The 16,185-nt window shown below is 65.0% G+C and carries 14 protein-coding genes and 1 tRNA gene; 6 read left to right on the top strand and 9 right to left on the bottom strand.

Annotation, left to right across the window (positions count from 1 at the left end; translation table 11 throughout):
* Positions 1-141 precede the first annotated feature (141 nt).
* Positions 142-762, top strand: coding sequence for a methyltransferase domain-containing protein (locus AC1DX2_RS04845; RefSeq protein ID WP_477195151.1), 621 nt, complete (start codon positions 142-144; stop codon positions 760-762).
* A 55-nt stretch (positions 763-817) separates the two neighbouring features.
* Here AC1DX2_RS04845 and AC1DX2_RS04840 read toward each other — a convergent pair whose 3' ends face one another.
* On the bottom strand, positions 818-2,038 hold the full coding sequence (locus AC1DX2_RS04840) for a polyhydroxyalkanoate depolymerase (protein WP_477195150.1): 1,221 nt from the start codon (positions 2,036-2,038) through the stop codon (positions 818-820).
* 150 nt (positions 2,039-2,188) lie between these two features.
* Here AC1DX2_RS04840 and AC1DX2_RS04835 point away from each other — a divergent pair, with 150 nt between their 5' ends.
* Positions 2,189-2,851 carry a glutathione S-transferase gene (locus tag AC1DX2_RS04835; RefSeq protein WP_477195149.1) on the top strand — a complete coding sequence of 221 codons (663 nt, stop codon included), beginning with the start codon at positions 2,189-2,191 and terminating at the stop codon, positions 2,849-2,851.
* 69 nt (positions 2,852-2,920) lie between these two features.
* Here AC1DX2_RS04835 and AC1DX2_RS04830 read toward each other — a convergent pair whose 3' ends face one another.
* Positions 2,921-3,343, bottom strand: a complete 423-nt coding sequence (locus AC1DX2_RS04830) for a cupin domain-containing protein (protein WP_477195148.1) — start codon at positions 3,341-3,343, stop codon at positions 2,921-2,923.
* Between the two features lie 188 nt (positions 3,344-3,531).
* On the opposite strand from AC1DX2_RS04830, the gene phaR reads away from it, so the two are divergent.
* The gene (gene phaR, locus AC1DX2_RS04825; RefSeq protein WP_477195147.1) at positions 3,532-4,065 is read left to right on the top strand and encodes a polyhydroxyalkanoate synthesis repressor PhaR; all 534 of its coding nucleotides are present in this window, start codon (positions 3,532-3,534) and stop codon (positions 4,063-4,065) included.
* 39 nt (positions 4,066-4,104) lie between these two features.
* Here the strand turns inward: phaR and AC1DX2_RS04820 are convergent, their stop codons facing one another.
* Positions 4,105-4,668: a TFIIB-type zinc ribbon-containing protein gene (locus AC1DX2_RS04820; protein ID WP_477195146.1), complete on the bottom strand. Its 564-nt coding sequence runs from the start codon at positions 4,666-4,668 to the stop codon at positions 4,105-4,107.
* A gap of 158 nt (positions 4,669-4,826) precedes the next feature.
* On the opposite strand from AC1DX2_RS04820, the gene rimO reads away from it, so the two are divergent.
* Positions 4,827-6,242 (top strand): 30S ribosomal protein S12 methylthiotransferase RimO, encoded by a 1,416-nt coding sequence (gene rimO, locus AC1DX2_RS04815; protein WP_477195145.1) that lies wholly within the window; start codon positions 4,827-4,829, stop codon positions 6,240-6,242.
* A 175-nt stretch (positions 6,243-6,417) separates the two neighbouring features.
* On the opposite strand, the gene AC1DX2_RS04810 is transcribed toward rimO, so the two are convergent.
* Positions 6,418-6,504 (bottom strand) — tRNA-Leu (locus AC1DX2_RS04810).
* A gap of 150 nt (positions 6,505-6,654) precedes the next feature.
* On the opposite strand from AC1DX2_RS04810, the gene rnr reads away from it, so the two are divergent.
* A complete protein-coding gene (gene rnr / locus AC1DX2_RS04805; protein ID WP_477195144.1) occupies positions 6,655-8,973 on the top strand; it encodes a ribonuclease R in 2,319 nt (772 codons plus the stop codon).
* A 245-nt stretch (positions 8,974-9,218) separates the two neighbouring features.
* Here rnr and AC1DX2_RS04800 read toward each other — a convergent pair whose 3' ends face one another.
* The 5 genes from AC1DX2_RS04800 to AC1DX2_RS04780 all read right to left on the bottom strand — a co-directional run bounded on the left by AC1DX2_RS04800 (position 9,219) and on the right by AC1DX2_RS04780 (position 15,206).
* Positions 9,219-10,682 (bottom strand): NAD(P)H-hydrate dehydratase, encoded by a 1,464-nt coding sequence (locus tag AC1DX2_RS04800; protein WP_477195143.1) that lies wholly within the window; start codon positions 10,680-10,682, stop codon positions 9,219-9,221.
* A 21-nt stretch (positions 10,683-10,703) separates the two neighbouring features.
* Complete coding sequence (locus tag AC1DX2_RS04795) at positions 10,704-11,591, bottom strand: MBL fold metallo-hydrolase (RefSeq protein WP_477195142.1); 888 nt, start codon at positions 11,589-11,591, stop codon at positions 10,704-10,706.
* Between the two features lie 5 nt (positions 11,592-11,596).
* Positions 11,597-12,445 carry an HDOD domain-containing protein gene (locus AC1DX2_RS04790; protein ID WP_477195141.1) on the bottom strand — a complete coding sequence of 283 codons (849 nt, stop codon included), beginning with the start codon at positions 12,443-12,445 and terminating at the stop codon, positions 11,597-11,599.
* Between the two features lie 76 nt (positions 12,446-12,521).
* A complete protein-coding gene (locus AC1DX2_RS04785) occupies positions 12,522-13,781 on the bottom strand; it encodes a D-amino acid dehydrogenase (RefSeq protein WP_477195140.1) in 1,260 nt (419 codons plus the stop codon).
* 72 nt (positions 13,782-13,853) lie between these two features.
* A complete protein-coding gene (locus AC1DX2_RS04780) occupies positions 13,854-15,206 on the bottom strand; it encodes an amidase (protein WP_477195760.1) in 1,353 nt (450 codons plus the stop codon).
* Between the two features lie 179 nt (positions 15,207-15,385).
* On the opposite strand from AC1DX2_RS04780, the gene rpsB reads away from it, so the two are divergent.
* Positions 15,386-16,141 carry a 30S ribosomal protein S2 gene (gene rpsB / locus AC1DX2_RS04775; RefSeq protein ID WP_477195139.1) on the top strand — a complete coding sequence of 252 codons (756 nt, stop codon included), beginning with the start codon at positions 15,386-15,388 and terminating at the stop codon, positions 16,139-16,141.
* The last annotated feature ends 44 nt before the right edge of the window (positions 16,142-16,185 follow it).

The raw sequence follows: 16,185 nt of genomic DNA, 5'->3' as shown, positions 1-16,185 counted from the left end.
CTGCGACTATTTTTGCGCACCTCGTGCGCCATGGTGCTCCCCTGGCTTCTGACTGCTTGGTTGACCTGAGATTGAGTTTTCTGCACAAGGCTTGCGGGCTCCCTGACCGAAAACGGCGTCAGTTCAAATTGAGAAAATCTTATGTTTGAAACAAGCAAGGCAATTTCACGCCGTATTCACGACAGTCGATTCGCGACCCGGTATTTTGTGGGCCATGGTGTCGACATTGGCGCTGGGCCTGACCCCATCAACCAGTATGGCGAATTTTTTCCACGGATGCAAAGCTGTCGAGCCTGGGATCTTGAAGACGGAGACGCGCAGTTGCTTGCGTCGCTGGACGACTGTTCAATGGACTTTGTCCACTCAAGCCATTGCTTGGAGCATATGCACGACGTGAAAGAGGCCATGCTGAACTGGCTTCGCGTCCTCAAGCCTGGCGGGCATCTGGTTGTGGTCGTCCCTGACGAGGATTTGTACGAGCAAGGCGTATTCCCATCCGCTTTCAACGCAGATCACAAGTGGACCTTTACCATGTGCAAGCATCTGAGCTGGTCGCCTAAATCCATAGACTTGCTGGACCTGCTGTCAATATATTCAGGTGACGCACAGGTTTTGAAAGTTGAGCTGCTTGACGCCACTTTTCGATTTGGGTTGGGGCGTTTTGATCAGACGCTGACGCCCGTGGGGGAGTCAGCGCTGGAGTTTGTCATGCGCAAATCACTGCCGGATGAAAAAATACGGCGTGGGCGGTTCGCTGCTTGAGTGCGCATGGAGCTTGCTCTGGCGTCGCTGGGTTTCGAGCAGGTGGCACGGCAACTCAGGAAGCACTGGCGTAAATCACCTCCCGTACCCGCGGGTAGATCTGCTGGTTCCACTTGCGGCCGCTGAACACACCGTAGTGGCCCACACCGACCTGGATGTGGTGGGTCTTCAGATAGGGGCGGATGCTGCTGCACAGGTCGTGAGCGGCCACCGTCTGGCCGACTGAGCAGATGTCGTCGCGCTCGCCTTCCACCGTCATCAGCGCGGTGCGGCGTATCGCCGCCGGGTTCACCGTGCGGCCCTGGTAGGTGAGCGTGCCCTTGGCCAGGTCGTAGGTCTGGAACACTTTTTCCACCGTCTCCAGGTAGAACTCGGCCGGCAGGTCGTTCACCGCCAGGTATTCCTCGTAGAACGCGCGTATCAGGTTGGCCTTTTCGATGTCGCCGTCCACCAGGTGCTGGTACAGGTCTTGAAAGGCCTTCTTGTGGCGCTCCGGGTTCATGCTCATGAAAGCGCTGAGTTGCACGAAGCCGGGGTAGACCCGGCGCATGTGGCCGGCGTGCGGCAGCGGCACATGGCTGATCAGGTTCTTTTCAAACCACGCGATCGGCTTGCTGGTGGCCAGGGTGTTGACGCCGGTGGGGTTGACGCGGCAGTCCACCGGGCCGGCCATCAGGGTCAGGCTGCGCGGCTGGGCCGGGTGGTCGTCCTCGGCCATCAGCGCGGTGGCGGCCAGTGCGGCCACGCAGGGCTGGCAGACCGCCACCACGTGCGCGCCGGGGCCGATGGTTTCGATGTAGCGCACCATGTGGCTGATGTAGTCGTCCAGGCCGAAGGGGCCGTTGCGCAGCGACACGTCGCGGGCGTTGTGCCAGTCGGTGATGTAGACGTCGTGGTCCTGCAGCAGGGTGCGCACGGTTTCGCGCAGCAGCGTGGCGAAATGGCCTGACAACGGTGCCACCAGCAGCACCGGCGGTTGGGCCGGGGCGCTGGCGGGCAGGTCTTTCTTGAAGTGCAGCAGGGTGCCGAAGGGCAGGCTGAGGGTTTTCTCCTCGGTCACGGCGATGTCCTGTTCGCCCATTTTCACCGAGCTGATGCCGTAGGCCGGGCGCGAATGCGTCAGGCGCATGCGCGACAGCACCTCCATGGCGGCGGACCATTTGCGCAGCAGGCTGCCCTCGGTCTTGTTCAGCCACAGCGCTGCGCTGCTGCTCTGAGCCAGCAACCGCATGGGGGACATCAGGTCGGACTGGGTTTGGTAGGCTTGGTACAGCATGGGTTTCCTGACGTGCGCCGGGCGGGTGGCCCGGATACCGGGAAGGCAGGCAAGTTGCGGGCCAATCTGCGCTGAAACACCGGCTGGTATACAAGTTGGCACAAGGCTTGCGGAGGTTGTGTCACCCCTTTGGGGTTACAGGAGCAGTGCATGGCCGCCAGCAAAGCCGTTTTGACGATCAGCAGCAAGAACTACGGCGCCTGGGCGCTGCGCGGCTGGCTGATGGCCAAGCTGGCCGGGCTGGAGTTCACCGAAAAGGTGATCCCCCCGGACGATCCTGCCATGAAGGCCGAGATGCTGTTGCTGGCACCCAGCATGCTGGTGCCCTCGCTGCTGCACAACGGCATCAAGGTGTGGGACACGCTGGCGATCGGCGAGTACCTGAACGAGATCAAGCCCAAGGCGCTGCTGCTGCCGTCGGACGCCAAGGCGCGCGCGCACTGCCGCGCCATCTGCGGCGAGATGCACTCGGGCTTTACGTCGCTGCGCTCGGCGCTGCCGATGAACCTGAAGGCGCATTTCCCCGGTTTCAAGGTCTGGTCGCGCGCCCAGGGCGACATCAGCCGCGTGCTGGAAATCTGGAAGGAGTGCCTGGCCACCTATGGCGGCCCCTACCTGTTCGGCAAGCAGCCTTGCATGGCTGACGCCATGTATGCGCCGGTGGTGACACGCTTCCTGACCTATGACATTGCGCTGGACAAGGGCAGTGCCGCTTACTGCAAACGCATCATGGAACTGCCGGCGATGCAGGAATGGCTGAAAGCTGCGAAGACCGAACCCGACGAGATTGATGAACTGGATGCGGAATTCTGAAACCTTGCGGGACAGACCAGATTTGCGCAGCAAATGTGCTCTGTCCCCAACTGTTTGTAGCTGTTCCGGTTATTTCCACGGCGTGGGCGGCGGAATCTCGCACACCGGTTCCACGTCCACCGTCTTGAAATCCGCCGGCGACACAATCTCCAGGTACTCCATATCGGGCGAGTAGTCGAACAGGTAGTGGCGTATGCCGGGGCGCTGGTGCACCACGTCGCCGGCTTGCACCAGCGTTTCCTTGTCCTCGTACATGAACTTGGCCCAGCCCTTGGTCATGATGACGATCTGGAAATCCGCCTCATGTCGGTGCCAACCGGTGCCTGTTTCTGGTGCCATGTTTGCCTTCACCAGGTGCGCGATCACCTGGCCGTGCGTGGCTTCGGCAATGCCGAGGTCGCGGTACAAGAAGAAATCGCGCAGCCCGCCTGAGACGAACTGCGTGTCGCCGGGCTTCACGTGAGTGAAGAGCGTGGTGGTGCGGTCCAGCATGATGTACTCCTGTTCGTACAAGATAAGAATGGTGCAGTGCAACATCAAGCACAAAGCATGCCTCAGGGTAAACCTTGGGCACCAGAACGGGGCTGGTCCTTAGAATCTGTTGCAGCGCAATACACAGCCGCAACACACGCTACGTAGACCACGGTCCACACCCACAGGACACAGGAGCCAGGCCGCACATGCAAAGCAACAAGGGCAAGGACAGCAAGCCCGCGCAGAGGGTGATCAAGAAATACCCGAATCGCCGTCTGTACGACACCGACACCTCCACCTACATCACGCTGGCCGAGATCAAGCGGCTGGTGATGGACGCCGAACCCTTCGTGGTGCGCGACGCCAAGAGCGGCGAGGACCTGACGCGCAGCATCCTGCTGCAGATCATCCTGGAGGAAGAGGCCAGCGGTTCGCCCATGTTCACCGCCAGTGTGCTGGCCAGCGTTATCCGCTTCTACGGCCATGCGATGCAGGGATTCATGGGCGGCTACCTGGAAAAGAGCATCCAGTCGCTGATGGAGGTGCAGTCCAAGCTGGGCGAGCAACCCACCGGCCTGACGCCGGAGATGTGGATGCAGTTCATGAACATGCAGACCCCCATGGTGCAGGGCATGCTGGGCAACTCCATCGAGCAGTCCAAGAACATGTTCGCTCAGATGCAGGAGCAACTGCAAAAGCAGACCGAGCAGATGCTCAGCGGCTTTGGCATGAAGCGCTGAGGGGGCGCTTGGCCTGGATGGCCTTGGGCCGCAGGAAACTCAGTACGTCAACTTGTCGGCCATGGCGCGGTATTCCGTCAGGCGCCGATCGATGTGGGCCAACTTCCTGTCGCACCATTGGATGTCCTCGGAAGCACCGGTGTCCGGCACCTTGGTTTTTCGATAGACATAGATCGGAACGCCGACAAGGGCGACCAGCCAGACAAAACTGAGCAATGTTGACATGGTGGGGTGTCCCTCAGTCGCTTGCGCCATGGCGCCACCGATAAAAAACATCACGACCAAGGCGGTCAGCGCCGCGTTTCTTCGTCCAGTGCGGCCGCTGGCGAGCTTTTCAGCGTGTGCGGCTATCGCTTCCTTCTTTTTCTCCAGCACCTCATCGCGCTCTCCCATCAGCAGATCAATCTCGATTTCGGCGCTTCTGCGGGCACTGTCGCGGCGTATGGCCTCGTGGGTGGCGTCAATCTCGTCGACCGGCTCCGCCTCGCCGCTTCTCTCCAGCACCTGCGGGCTGCCGCAATACCCGCACTTCAGATTCTTGGCTTCGCCAAGCAACTCCAGGGGCGCCGTGCAATTCGGGCAAGTCAGGCTGTAGTTTTTCATGCGAGTTCGGTCTGTCAAGCTGGACAAGTCAAACGGTGCCCCATCCTCGGTCGAAGCCGGGTGCTGGCGAGCGCATCTTACGCGACCCCGCCAAGCTGATCCATGGCCAACTCTGCTGCGCCTTGGCCGAACCGGGCCGAACCTGGGACAATACGGGGATGAGTGAAGTTTTGTCCCCCCCCGCCGCCAAAAGTACCGGCAGCGCCGCGCCCAAGGTGGGCTTCGTCAGCCTGGGCTGCCCCAAGGCACTGACCGATTCCGAGTTGATCCTGACGCAATTGAGCGCCGAGGGTTACCAGACCTCCAAGACCTTCCAGGGGGCTGACCTGGTGATCGTCAACACCTGCGGCTTCATCGACGACGCCGTCAAGGAAAGCCTGGACACGATCGGCGAGGCGCTGGCCGCCAATGGCCGCGTCATCGTCACCGGCTGCCTGGGCGCCAAGGCAGGCGAGGGCGGCAGCGGCAACCTGGTCAAGCAGATGCATCCCAGCGTGCTGGCCGTCACCGGCCCGCACGCGACGCAGGAGGTGATGGACGCGGTGCACGCCAACCTGCCCAAGCCGCACGACCCTTTCCTGGACCTGGTGCCCAACAGCTTTGGCACCGCCGGCATCAAGCTGACGCCGCGCCATTACGCCTACCTGAAGATCAGCGAGGGCTGCAACCACCGCTGCACCTTCTGCATCATCCCCTCCATGCGCGGCGACCTGGTGTCGCGGCCCATAGGCGACGTGCTGAACGAGGCCAAGGCGCTGTTCGAAGGCGGCGTGAAGGAGTTGCTGGTGATCAGCCAGGACACCTCGGCCTATGGCGTGGACGTCAAGTACCGCACCGGTTTCTGGAACGGCCGGCCGGTGAAGACCCGCATGGTGGAGCTGGCCCAGGCCTTGGGCGAGATCGCCGAACCGTTTGGCGCCTGGGTGCGGCTGCACTATGTGTACCCCTACCCCAGCGTGGACGAGATCATCCCGCTGATGGCCACCGGCAAGATCCTGCCTTACCTGGACGTGCCGCTGCAGCACAGCCACCCCGATGTGTTGAAGCGCATGAAGCGCCCGGCCAGCGGCGAGCGCAACCTGGAGCGCATCCAGCAATGGCGCCGGGACTGTCCCGAATTGGTGGTGCGCAGCACCTTCATCGCCGGCTTCCCCGGCGAGACCGAGGCCGAGTTTGAGCACCTGCTGGACTTCATGCGCGAAGCACGCATAGACCGCGCCGGTTGCTTCGCCTACAGCCCGGTGGCTGGTGCCACCGCCAACGACATCCCCGGCATGCTGCCGCCCGAACTGCGCGAAGAGCGCCGGGCACGCTTCATGGCGGTGGCCGAGCAAGTGTCAGCCGCCAAGCTGCAAGAGCGCATAGGCGCCACCATGCAGGTGCTGGTGGACTCGGCCCCTGGCCTGGGCAAAAAGGGCGGCATCGGCCGCAGCTATGCCGACGCGCCTGAGATTGACGGCACGGTGAAGCTGCTGCCACCGGAGAAGATCAGCAAGACGCTGAAGGTGGGCGAATTCACCAAGGCCCGCATCGTGGGCACGCAGGGGCACGATCTCGTGGCCCTGCCGATCTGAAGCCGTGGGGCACGATCTCATGGCCCTGCCGGTGTGATCAAGCACCATCCCGTGTGCTGCAAATTTCGCGCTGACCGCAGAAATAAGTGGCACGACGGGGTGTTAGCATTGTCTGCATGAATTCAAGGCATGAAAAAAGGGTCTGCAACTTGCGTTACAGACCCTCTATCAAACGTGGTGCCCAGGAGAAGACTCGAACTTCCACGACCTTGCGATCGCCAGCACCTGAAGCTGGTGCGTCTACCAATTTCGCCACCTGGGCACAGCCTTGAATTATAGGCACTTTTTTTGTGTTTTTGCAAGGCCGTCAAAATTTTTTTCAAACTAGCTGTCAAGGCAGGCGCGTCTACCCATACAGCCGCCGTGACACCCCCTTTTGCATTTCAGGAAAGAGAGAGGACCTATCAAAAATTTGAGTACCCCCAGCGGCCTGCTGGATGAAGTTGAAGGAACCATACAAGGCCACCGCGATGGCCATGGTTTCGTGGCCCGTGACGACGGCGAATCAGACATTTACCTGCCCCCCAACGAGATGCGCGCGGTGCTGCACAAGGACCGCGTCAAGGCGCGCATCGTGCGGCACGACCGCAAGGGCCGCCCCGAGGGGCGCGTGGTGGAGATCGTGGAGCGCCCGCCGCACCCCATCATCGGCCGCCTGCTGCAGGAAAGCGGCATGTGGCTGGTGGCCCCGGAGGACAAGCGCTACGGCCAGGACATCCTGATCCCCAAGGGCGCCACCGGCACCGCCAAAACCGGCCAGGTGGTGGTGGTGGAACTGGTGGAGCCGCCGGCGCTGTTCGGCCAGCCGGTGGGCCGCGTGAAGGAAGTGCTGGGCGAGATCGACGACCCGGGCATGGAAATCGAGATCGCGGTGCGCAAGTACAGCGTGCCGCATGAGTTTTCCGACGCCTGCATCGCCCTGGCGCGCACGTTGCCCGACAAGGTGCGGCCGCAGGACAAGCGGCACCGGGTTGACCTGACCGACGTGCCGCTGGTCACCATCGACGGCGAGGACGCGCGCGACTTCGACGACGCCGTGTACTGCGAGCCCATCACCACCGGGCGCGGCAAATCGGCGCAAAAGGGCTGGCGCCTGCTGGTGGCGATTGCCGACGTCAGCCACTATGTGGAGACCGGCTCGGCCATCGACATCGATGCCTACGACCGCGCCACCAGCGTGTATTTCCCGCGCCGCGTCATCCCCATGCTGCCGGAGAAGCTGTCCAACGGCCTGTGCTCGCTGAACCCCGAGGTGGAGCGCCTGTGCATGGTGTGCGACATGGTGGTATCCAGCGCCGGCGACGTGACCGGCTACCAGTTCTACCCGGCGGTGATGTGGAGCCATGCGCGTTTCACCTACACCGAGGTGGCCGCCATCCTGGCCAATACGCGCGGCCCCGAGGCCACGCGCCGGCGCGAACGCGTGCCGGACCTGATGAACCTGCACGACGTCTACCGTGCGCTGCTGGGCTCGCGCAACAAGCGCGGCGCAGTGGATTTCGAGACCACCGAGACGCAGATCATCTGCGACGAAAACGGCCGTATCGAGAAGATCGTGCCGCGCACCCGCAACGACGCCCACCGCCTGATCGAGGAGGCCATGCTGGCCGCCAATGTGTGCAGCGCCGACTTCATCAACCAGAGCAAGCACCCGGGGCTGTTTCGCGTGCACGAGGGGCCGACGCCGGAGAAGAAGGAAATCCTGCGCACCTACCTGAAGGCGCTGGGTGTCGGTATGGGCATCAGCGACGACCCACACCCCAGCGAGTTCCAGGCCATCGCCCAGGCCACCAAGGAGCGGCCAGACGCGCAGCAGATCCATTCCATGCTGCTGCGCTCCATGCAGCAGGCCATCTACACGCCCATCAACAGTGGCCACTTCGGCCTGGCCTACGACGCCTACACGCATTTCACCAGCCCGATACGGCGTTACCCGGATCTGCTGGTGCACCGTGTCATCAAGGCCATCCTGGCCAAGGGCAAGTACCAGTTGCCGGCCCTGCCCACCCCGGGCGAGGCGCATGCCAAGCTGCAGCGCCGGCTGGAAAAGAACCAGGCCGCGCGCAGCAAGGACAAGGATGGCAGTGCCAAGCCCAAGAAGGCCAGCGCCGACACCGTGGCCTGGCAGGCCGCCGGCCTGCACTGCAGCGCCAACGAGCGCCGCGCCGACGAGGCCAGCCGCGATGTGGAGGCCTGGCTGAAGTGCAAGTACATGCGCGAGCATCTGGGCGAGGAATATGGCGGCGTGGTCACCGCGGTGGCAGGTTTCGGCATCTTCGTCACGCTGGACGCGCTGTACGTGGAGGGCATGGTGCACATCACTGAGCTGGGCGGCGAGTATTTCCGCTTCGACGAGGTGCGCCAGGAACTGCGCGGCGAGCGCACCGGCCTGCGTTATGCCGTGGGCACCCGCGTGCGGGTGCAGGTCAGCCGCGTGGACCTGGACGGCCGCAAGATCGACTTCCGCCTGGTGCGCGAGGGCGAGGAGTTGCTGCAGCGTGCCATGCGCGACAAGGGCGCCGGGCGTGAGCGCGAGCGCGAGCCGCAGCACCGAGACGATGCCGATGGCTTGCCGCCCAAGTCCTCGATGAAGCAGCGCACGCCGCGCAAGGCCGCAGGTGGCGCTGCGGCCCCGGTACACGCACCCGCCTCGCCGATACAGGCGTTGAAGGCGGCGGCCAAGGCGGCTGCGGCGAAGAAGCGCGGCACGAAGGGGCGTAGGCGGGGCTGAGCTTTCACAGGCCGTTCGGGCTGAGCCTGTCGAAGCCCTGTTCGGCGGCCTGCGCCAGTTCGTCGCGTGTTTGCTTGCTGCCGACGCCGCTGGGGCGCGTGGCTACGGGAATGTCCCCCGGCCCTGCGGGCCTCCTCCTTGATTTCCCTCCGCCACGCGCCCCAGCGACATCGGGTCAATTGGCGCGCGCAATGCTTGAACGCCAGCAAACCATCGCGGCCTGAAGGGTGCCCGTAATTGGCAACTCAGGCAAACGGCGCTATGGACCGGGCCAGCGACGAGGCTGTCAGCGCTGTCCCGGCGGGCCACGAATCAGCACACAACCCATGGACGTACACGCTGTCGCAAGCTGCGTCAAAGGCGGTTGCGCCTGCAGCCAGCCGCGCCCCCACCATGCCGGCCAGCACGTCGCCGGTGCCGGCGCTGGCCAGCAGGGCATTGCCGGTGGGGTTGATGGCGGGTAGCTGGTCCGGTACGGCGATCACCGTGCCGGAGCCTTTCAGCACCACGGTGCATTGGAAGTGACTGGCCAGGCGTTGCGCGGCGGCGATGCGGTCTTGCTGCACATCGCGAGCGGTGCTGTTCAGCAGGCGGGTGGCTTCCAGCGGGTGCGGGGTCAGCACGGTGAGCCAGCCACGGTTGGCTCGGGCTTGCAGCAGTTGCGCCAATTGGCTGTCACTGGCCACGGCATTCAGCGCGTCGGCGTCCAGCACCAGGCTGGGGGTGGCGGACAGCAGGCGCGGCAACAGGGTGCGTATGGCCTCGCCGCCACCGCAGCCGGCCACCACGGTGGCAGTTTTCAGGTCCAGCGCGTCGGGGTGGCGGAACATCAGCTCGGGCAGGGTGGGGTCGCAGGCTGGGGCGTCCTTGGCCAGTGGCGCCACGTAGACACGGCCGGCGCCAAAGTGCAGTGCGGCCGAGCCGGCCAGCAACGCGGCGCCCAGCATGCTGGGTGCGCCGCCCACCACGGCCACGTCGCCGCGGCTGCCTTTGTGTGAGTCGTGCGCCCTTACCTGGGAAGCGGGGGCGCCTGACAGGCGGGCCGTGGCTGGCGCCAGGTCTGGCGGGCAGTGCAGGTCGTCAAACCAGATGTCGCCTGCGGCGTCGCGCCCCTGGGCGGTGAACAAGCCGGGCTTCAGCGTTAGCAGGCTTAAAGTGGCGCGGGCGCGCACGCACAGCGCTTGGGCCGCGCCGGTGTCGGCATGCAGGCCGGTGGGCAGGTCCACTGCCAGCACCGGGGCGGGGCCGGCGTTCATGTGCGCTATCCATTGCGCCATCGCGCCTTCGGGGGCGCGGCTGGCGCCCAGGCCCAGCAGCGCATCGATGGCCAGATCCCAGTGCGCGGGGGGCTCGTGGCCCACCTGCACGCCGGCTGCGCGGGCACGCTGGTACGGGGTTTCGGCGTGGTAGGGCGTGTCGGCATCCAGGCGTTTGTCGGGCTGGCCCAGCCAGGTCGCAACCACTGTCTTGCCCCATTGCCGCAGGTGCATGGCTGCTTCCAGCCCGTCGCCGCCGTTGTTGCCGGGGCCACACGCCACCCAGACCGTCTGCGCATGGGGCGCATAGGCCAGCGCCAATTTCGCCAGGCTCAAGCCGGCGCGACGCATCAGCGTGTGAGGCGGCACGCTGGCCAGCGCCAGCGTTTCAGCCTGCCGGCTGGCGGCAGTGCCGTGCAGCGGCCAGGCTGGGCCGGGCGTGACCCGCATCATGGCCGCGCGCTGCCTGTGGGGTCAGAATTCGAAGTATTCACCTTCGCGCGCCAGGCGTATGTCCATGTTCGGCGGCAATGGCGCGTTGTCGGCCAGCGCCTGGGCGAACACTTTTTCCAGCGCGTCGTCGCTGCGGGTGGGCTCATGGTGGGTGCAAAACAGCGTCTTGCAGCCGGCCGCGCGCGCCATCCCTATGCTGGTGTCGTAGGTGCCATGGCCCCAGCCCACCTTGGCCGGGTATTCGGCGCGGGTGTAGGAGGTGTCGCAAATCAACACATCCACGCCCTTCATGGCGGCGCGTATTGCGCCTTCCTTCTCGTCCACAAAGGTCTGGTACTCGGCGTACTCGGGCTCGTCGGGTTGGTAGATGTTGTACGGCGGCTCGTGGTCGCCGGTGAAGAACACCGATTTGCCATGGCTTTCCACCCGGTACCCAAAATCCACCACCGGGTGGCTCAGCAGGAAGGGGGTGATGGTGGCGCTGCCCACCTGTATGCTTTCCTCGGGCATCAGCGTCACGTACTCGATGCGCGCCTTCATTTCGGCTTCGCGCACCGGGAAGTAGCTGTATTGCAGTTGCACGCTCATCACCTGCTCCACGCCCTTGCCCGACACCGGGTCGAAGCCGCCGTGCAGGCGCAGCACGTTGCCGGGGATGAAGTTGGGGATGAAGAAGGGCAGGCCCTGGATGTGGTCCCAGTGCGAGTGGGTGATGAATACATTGGCCGTCACCGGCAGCTTGGCCAGCAGCGTCTGCGACAGCGGGAAGATGCCGGTGCCGGCGTCCAGGATGATGAGCTCGTCGTTGTCGGTGCGTATCTCTATGCAGGTGGTGTTGCCGCCATAGCGCACGGTGGCGGGGCCGGGCGAAGCGATGGAGCCGCGCACACCCCAGAATCTGATTTTCATGGGTTTTAGCCTTCCAAGCGGGCAAACACCTGGGCTTCCTCGAACAGCGTGTCCAGGTCACCCATGCGCGCGATCACCTCGTCCAGGGTGCCGCCCAGCCGCTTGGCCAGCGGCGCGGGCAGTTCCTCCACCAGTGCGTTGCCGGCATCGCCAAAGCGGAGCTTCTTGCTGATCTGGTTGGCGGCGAACACGCAGGCGATCATGTCGGTGTCCTTCAGGTTGGCGCTGTCCTGGTGACGAATGGTTTCCACCAGCTTGGGGTCAAAGCGCCACTTCTCCACCAGCATGGCACCCACCACCGCGTGGTCGGCGCCTATGGTGTCGCGCAGCGCCTGGTGCAGCGAAATGCCCTGGGTGCGGCTGGCTTCCAGCGCGGCGCGGAATTCGTCGGGCATGAACTGGGCGAACACCACCTTGCCGAAGTCGTGCAGCAGGCCGGCGATGAAGCAGTCCATGGGGTCGGCATCGTCCACCTTCAGCGCCAGCTGCTTGGCGATGCCGGCGGTGGCCAGCGAGTGCAGCAGGTACTGCTGGACGTCAAAGCCGGCGGCGTTGTCCTTGGGCAGCATGCCGATGGCGGCGATGGACAGCGCCAGGTTCTTGATGGTGTTGAAGCCCAGGTACACCACCGCCGGGCTGATGGCGGTGATCTGCTTGGGCAGCCGGTAGTAGGCCGAGTTGACCACCTTCAGGATCTTGACGGTGACCACCGGATCCTTGTCGATCACCTGCACCAGGTCCTTGGGCGTGCTGTTGACATCGCGCGTCAGCTCGAGGATTTTCTGCACGCTCTTGGGGAAAGCGGGCATGCCGTCCACGGCGGCGGCCAGTTTTTGCGAGAGTTCGGGGCTCATATCGGGTCGGCGCTTGCCTTATGCCTGCATTGTGTACCGGGACAGGGCCGAGTGTACAGAGCGCCGACGTGGTGCTTCAACCACTGCGGTAGGCGAAACCGGCCATGTCCAGCGCCGGCGTGCGGCCAGCCAGCAGGTCGGCGCTGGCGCGGGCACTGCCGCAGGCCAATGCCCAGCCGCTGGAGCCGTGGCCCAGGTTCAGCCACACGCCGGGCACGCCGCTGGCACCTATCACCGGCGGGCCGGCCGGCAGCATGGGGCGGGCGCCCTTCCATTCCTGCACGCCGCTGGAGATCTGGGCGGCGCCGGGAAACCAGTCGTGCAGCACCTTGTACAGCGTCTGCACGGCGGCTGGCCGGTGCCTGTCCGGTGACCCGCCCAGTTCGGCCCCGCCGGCCACCCGCACCCGGTTGCCCAGGCGTGAGATGGCCACCTTGTAGCGCTCGTCCATCACCGCGCTGCGCGGCGCGTTCAGCGGCTCGCGGATGTGGGCACTGACCGAATAGCCGTACACCGGCAGCAGGCTCAAGCGCAGCCCCAGGCCCTTGAGCAGGGCGGGCGAGGCCGCACCGGTGCACAGCACGGCGGCGTCGAAAGCCAGCGGCTGCGCCTGGCCGGCCAGCTGCAGGCGCACGCCCTTGGCCGCGCCGCCCTCGCCGCTGAGCTGGGTCACCTCGCTGTTGAAGCGCAGCGTCACGCCCAGGCGCTGGGCTTCGTTTTTCAGCAGCAGCACGAACTGGCGGCAATTGGCCACCTCGTCCTGCGGCAGGTGCACGGCACCGGCAAAGGTGGTGTCGGGATTCAGCGCCGGTTCCAGCTTGCGGGTGTCTTCGGCATTGAGCTCCTTGAACGGCACGCCGGCATCGCGCAGCACCTGCAGGCCAGGGGCCATCAGCTTGACCTCGCGCGCCGAGCGTTGCAACACCAGGTAGCCCTCGCTGCGGTCGTAGTCCAGCTTCAGCGTGTCGGTGATCTCATGCAGGCGCTCACGGCTGTAGAAGGCCAGCTTCTGCAGCTGCGCGCGGTGGCTTTGGTAGGCGTCCAGCCGGCAGGCGCGCCAGAAGCGCCACAGCCAGCGCAACTCAGCCGTGCCCGGTGCACCGCCCAGCCGCATGGCCGCGTGGCGGCCAAACAGCTGCGCCAGCGCCTTGCGCGGCACGCCGGGCGCCGCCCAGGGGGTGACGTAGCCCGGCGCCAGGATGCCGGCGTTGGCAAAACTGCCTTCCTCCGCCGCCGCGCCGCGCCGCTCGAACAGGCTGACCTGGTGGCCATCGGCGGCCAGTTCATACGCCGTCGTCACGCCTATCACGCCGGCGCCTATCACTGCAATCTTCATGAAACCCTTGGCTGAGAAATCTCGTTGTTGTTGTGGTTGCGCCCGACCATGCGGGCCGCTCTGGAAGGGTTGTCAGGGCCGCAGCGTTGGCGCTGCCTGGTCGTCCAGCGCCTGTGCCGCCTGGTGCGCAATGTTGAGCACCGTGTCGTCGCGCAGCGCGCCGTGCCACAGCATCAGGCCCATGCCCGGTTCGCCGCTCTGCTGACACGGGATGCTGATGGCACAGCCGTCCAGCATGTTGACCACGCTGGTGTTGCGCAGCAGCAGGTTGTTGATGGCGAAAAAGTGCGCGTCGCGTTCAGACCCGGGTGCCACCTCTGCAATGGCCGGCGCGGTGACGGGCACGGTGGGCGACAGCACCGCGTCATACGGGGTCAACTGGTCTTGCATGCGGCTGATCCAGTCACGCCGGGCGTGCAGCAGGTCAATGTAATCATGCGCCTGCATGCTGGCGCCGCGCTGCATGCGCACCAGCACGCGCGGGTCGTAGCGCGCGCCGTCGCGCGCGATCAGCTGGCGGTGCCAGGCATAGCTTTCGGCGGCCGACAGCGAGCCGCTGGCCTGCATGGCCTGCAGTTCCAGCACCTGTGGCAACGCGATCTCGGTGATGTGCGCGCCAGCGGCGCGCAGGCGCTGCAGGCTGCGCTCGAAGGCGCGGGCCACGGGCGGCGCCATGTCGTCGAGAAACAGCGAGGTGGCCACCGCCAGGCGGTAGGCAGCCAGCGGTGCGTTGCTGCGCACCACCCGGCGCGCGGCCAGGATTTCATGCGCCAGCACGGCGTCTGCCACCGAGCGGGTGATGGCGCACACCGTGTCCAGCGTGGTCGACAGCGGCAGGGCGCCCTCGGTGGGCACCAGCCGCGCCGTGTTCTTGAAGCCCACCAGCCCATTGAGCGCGGCCGGTATGCGTATCGAGCCACCGGTGTCCGATCCCAGGCCTATGAAGGCCGCGCCATTGGCCACCGACACCGCCGCGCCGCTGGACGAGCCGCCCGGAATGCGCGGCACATCGGTGCCCAGTGCATTGGCCGGCGTGCCGTGGTGCGGGTTGACGCCCATGGCGGAAAAGGCGAATTCCGTCATGTTGGTGCGGCCCAGCAGCACGCCGCCGGCCTGGCGCAGCCGGGCCACCGCCGGGCAGTCCTGCGCGGCGGGCGGGGCGTCCGCCAGCACGGCCGAACCGGCCGCTGTCACCTCGCCGGCAACGTCAAACAGGTCCTTGACGGACACCGCCAGGCCGGCCAGCGGGCGAGCGGTATGGCCGGCGTCGCCGGCTTCCCGGCGGGCGGCGTCAACGCGGGTGCTCAGGAAAGCGTGCCGGCTGGCCGGGGCTTGGGCGGCGGCGATGGCGCGCTCCATCTCTTCCCCGGCGCTGGTTTGCCCGTTGGCCAGCTGGCGGCGGGTCTGGTGGAGGTCTGGCAGCAGGGGCATGGCGCGGCGCGGTGTGTTATACTCTTTGGGTTTTGCTGGGTAGCGCATCCGCGTTTGCTCATACAAGACTAATCGCAAACCAGTTCGCCAAGGTGTCGCTGCAAGGTGGGTAACCAATCCCACACTCGTCGCGAAATTGAACTGGATTTTAGACCCAACCTTTGGAGTTTTTCATGTCCGTCACCATGCGTCAAATGCTGGAAGCCGGTGTCCATTTCGGCCACCAAACCCGCTTCTGGAACCCCAAGATGGCCCCGTTCATCTTCGGTCATCGCAACAAGATCCACATCATCAACCTGGAAAAGTCGCTGCCGATGTTCCAGGACGCGGCCAAGTTCGCGCGCCAGCTGACCGCCAAGCGCGGCACCATCCTCATGGTGGGCACCAAGCGCCAAGCCCGCGAAATCGTCGCCGCTGAAGCGCAGCGCGCCGGCGTGCCGTTTGTCGACCAGCGCTGGCTGGGCGGCATGCTGACCAACTTCAAGACCGTCAAGACCTCCATCAAGCGCCTGAAGGAAATGAAGGTCCAGCAGGAAGCCGGCCTGGACGCGATGAGCAAGAAAGAGCAGCTGATGTTCGCCCGCGAACTGGAAAAGCTGGAAAAAGACATCGGCGGCATCCAGGACATGGCCACGCTGCCGGACGCGATCTTCGTGATCGACGTCGGCTACCACAAGATCGCCATTGCCGAAGCGCAAAAGCTGGGCATCCCGCTGATCGGCGTGGTCGACTCCAACCACTCGCCCGTGGGCATTGACTATGTCATCCCCGGCAACGACGACTCTTCCAAGGCTGTCATGCTGTATGCCCGTGGCATCGCCGACGCCATCCTGGAAGGTCGCGCCAATGCCGTCGACGATGTCGTGAAGGCAGTGTCCGCCACCGAGAGCGACGACGAATTCGTGGAAGTGAACGAAGCCTCGGCCTGAGCTTCGCCCCACACCCAAGAAAGGGGCTCGTATGCCCCTTTTTT

This window comes from Hylemonella sp. P2_B10 (assembly GCF_056404875.1).
The sequence above is the reverse complement of the archived record's forward strand: the minus strand, read 5'-3'. Positions and strand labels throughout refer to the sequence as shown.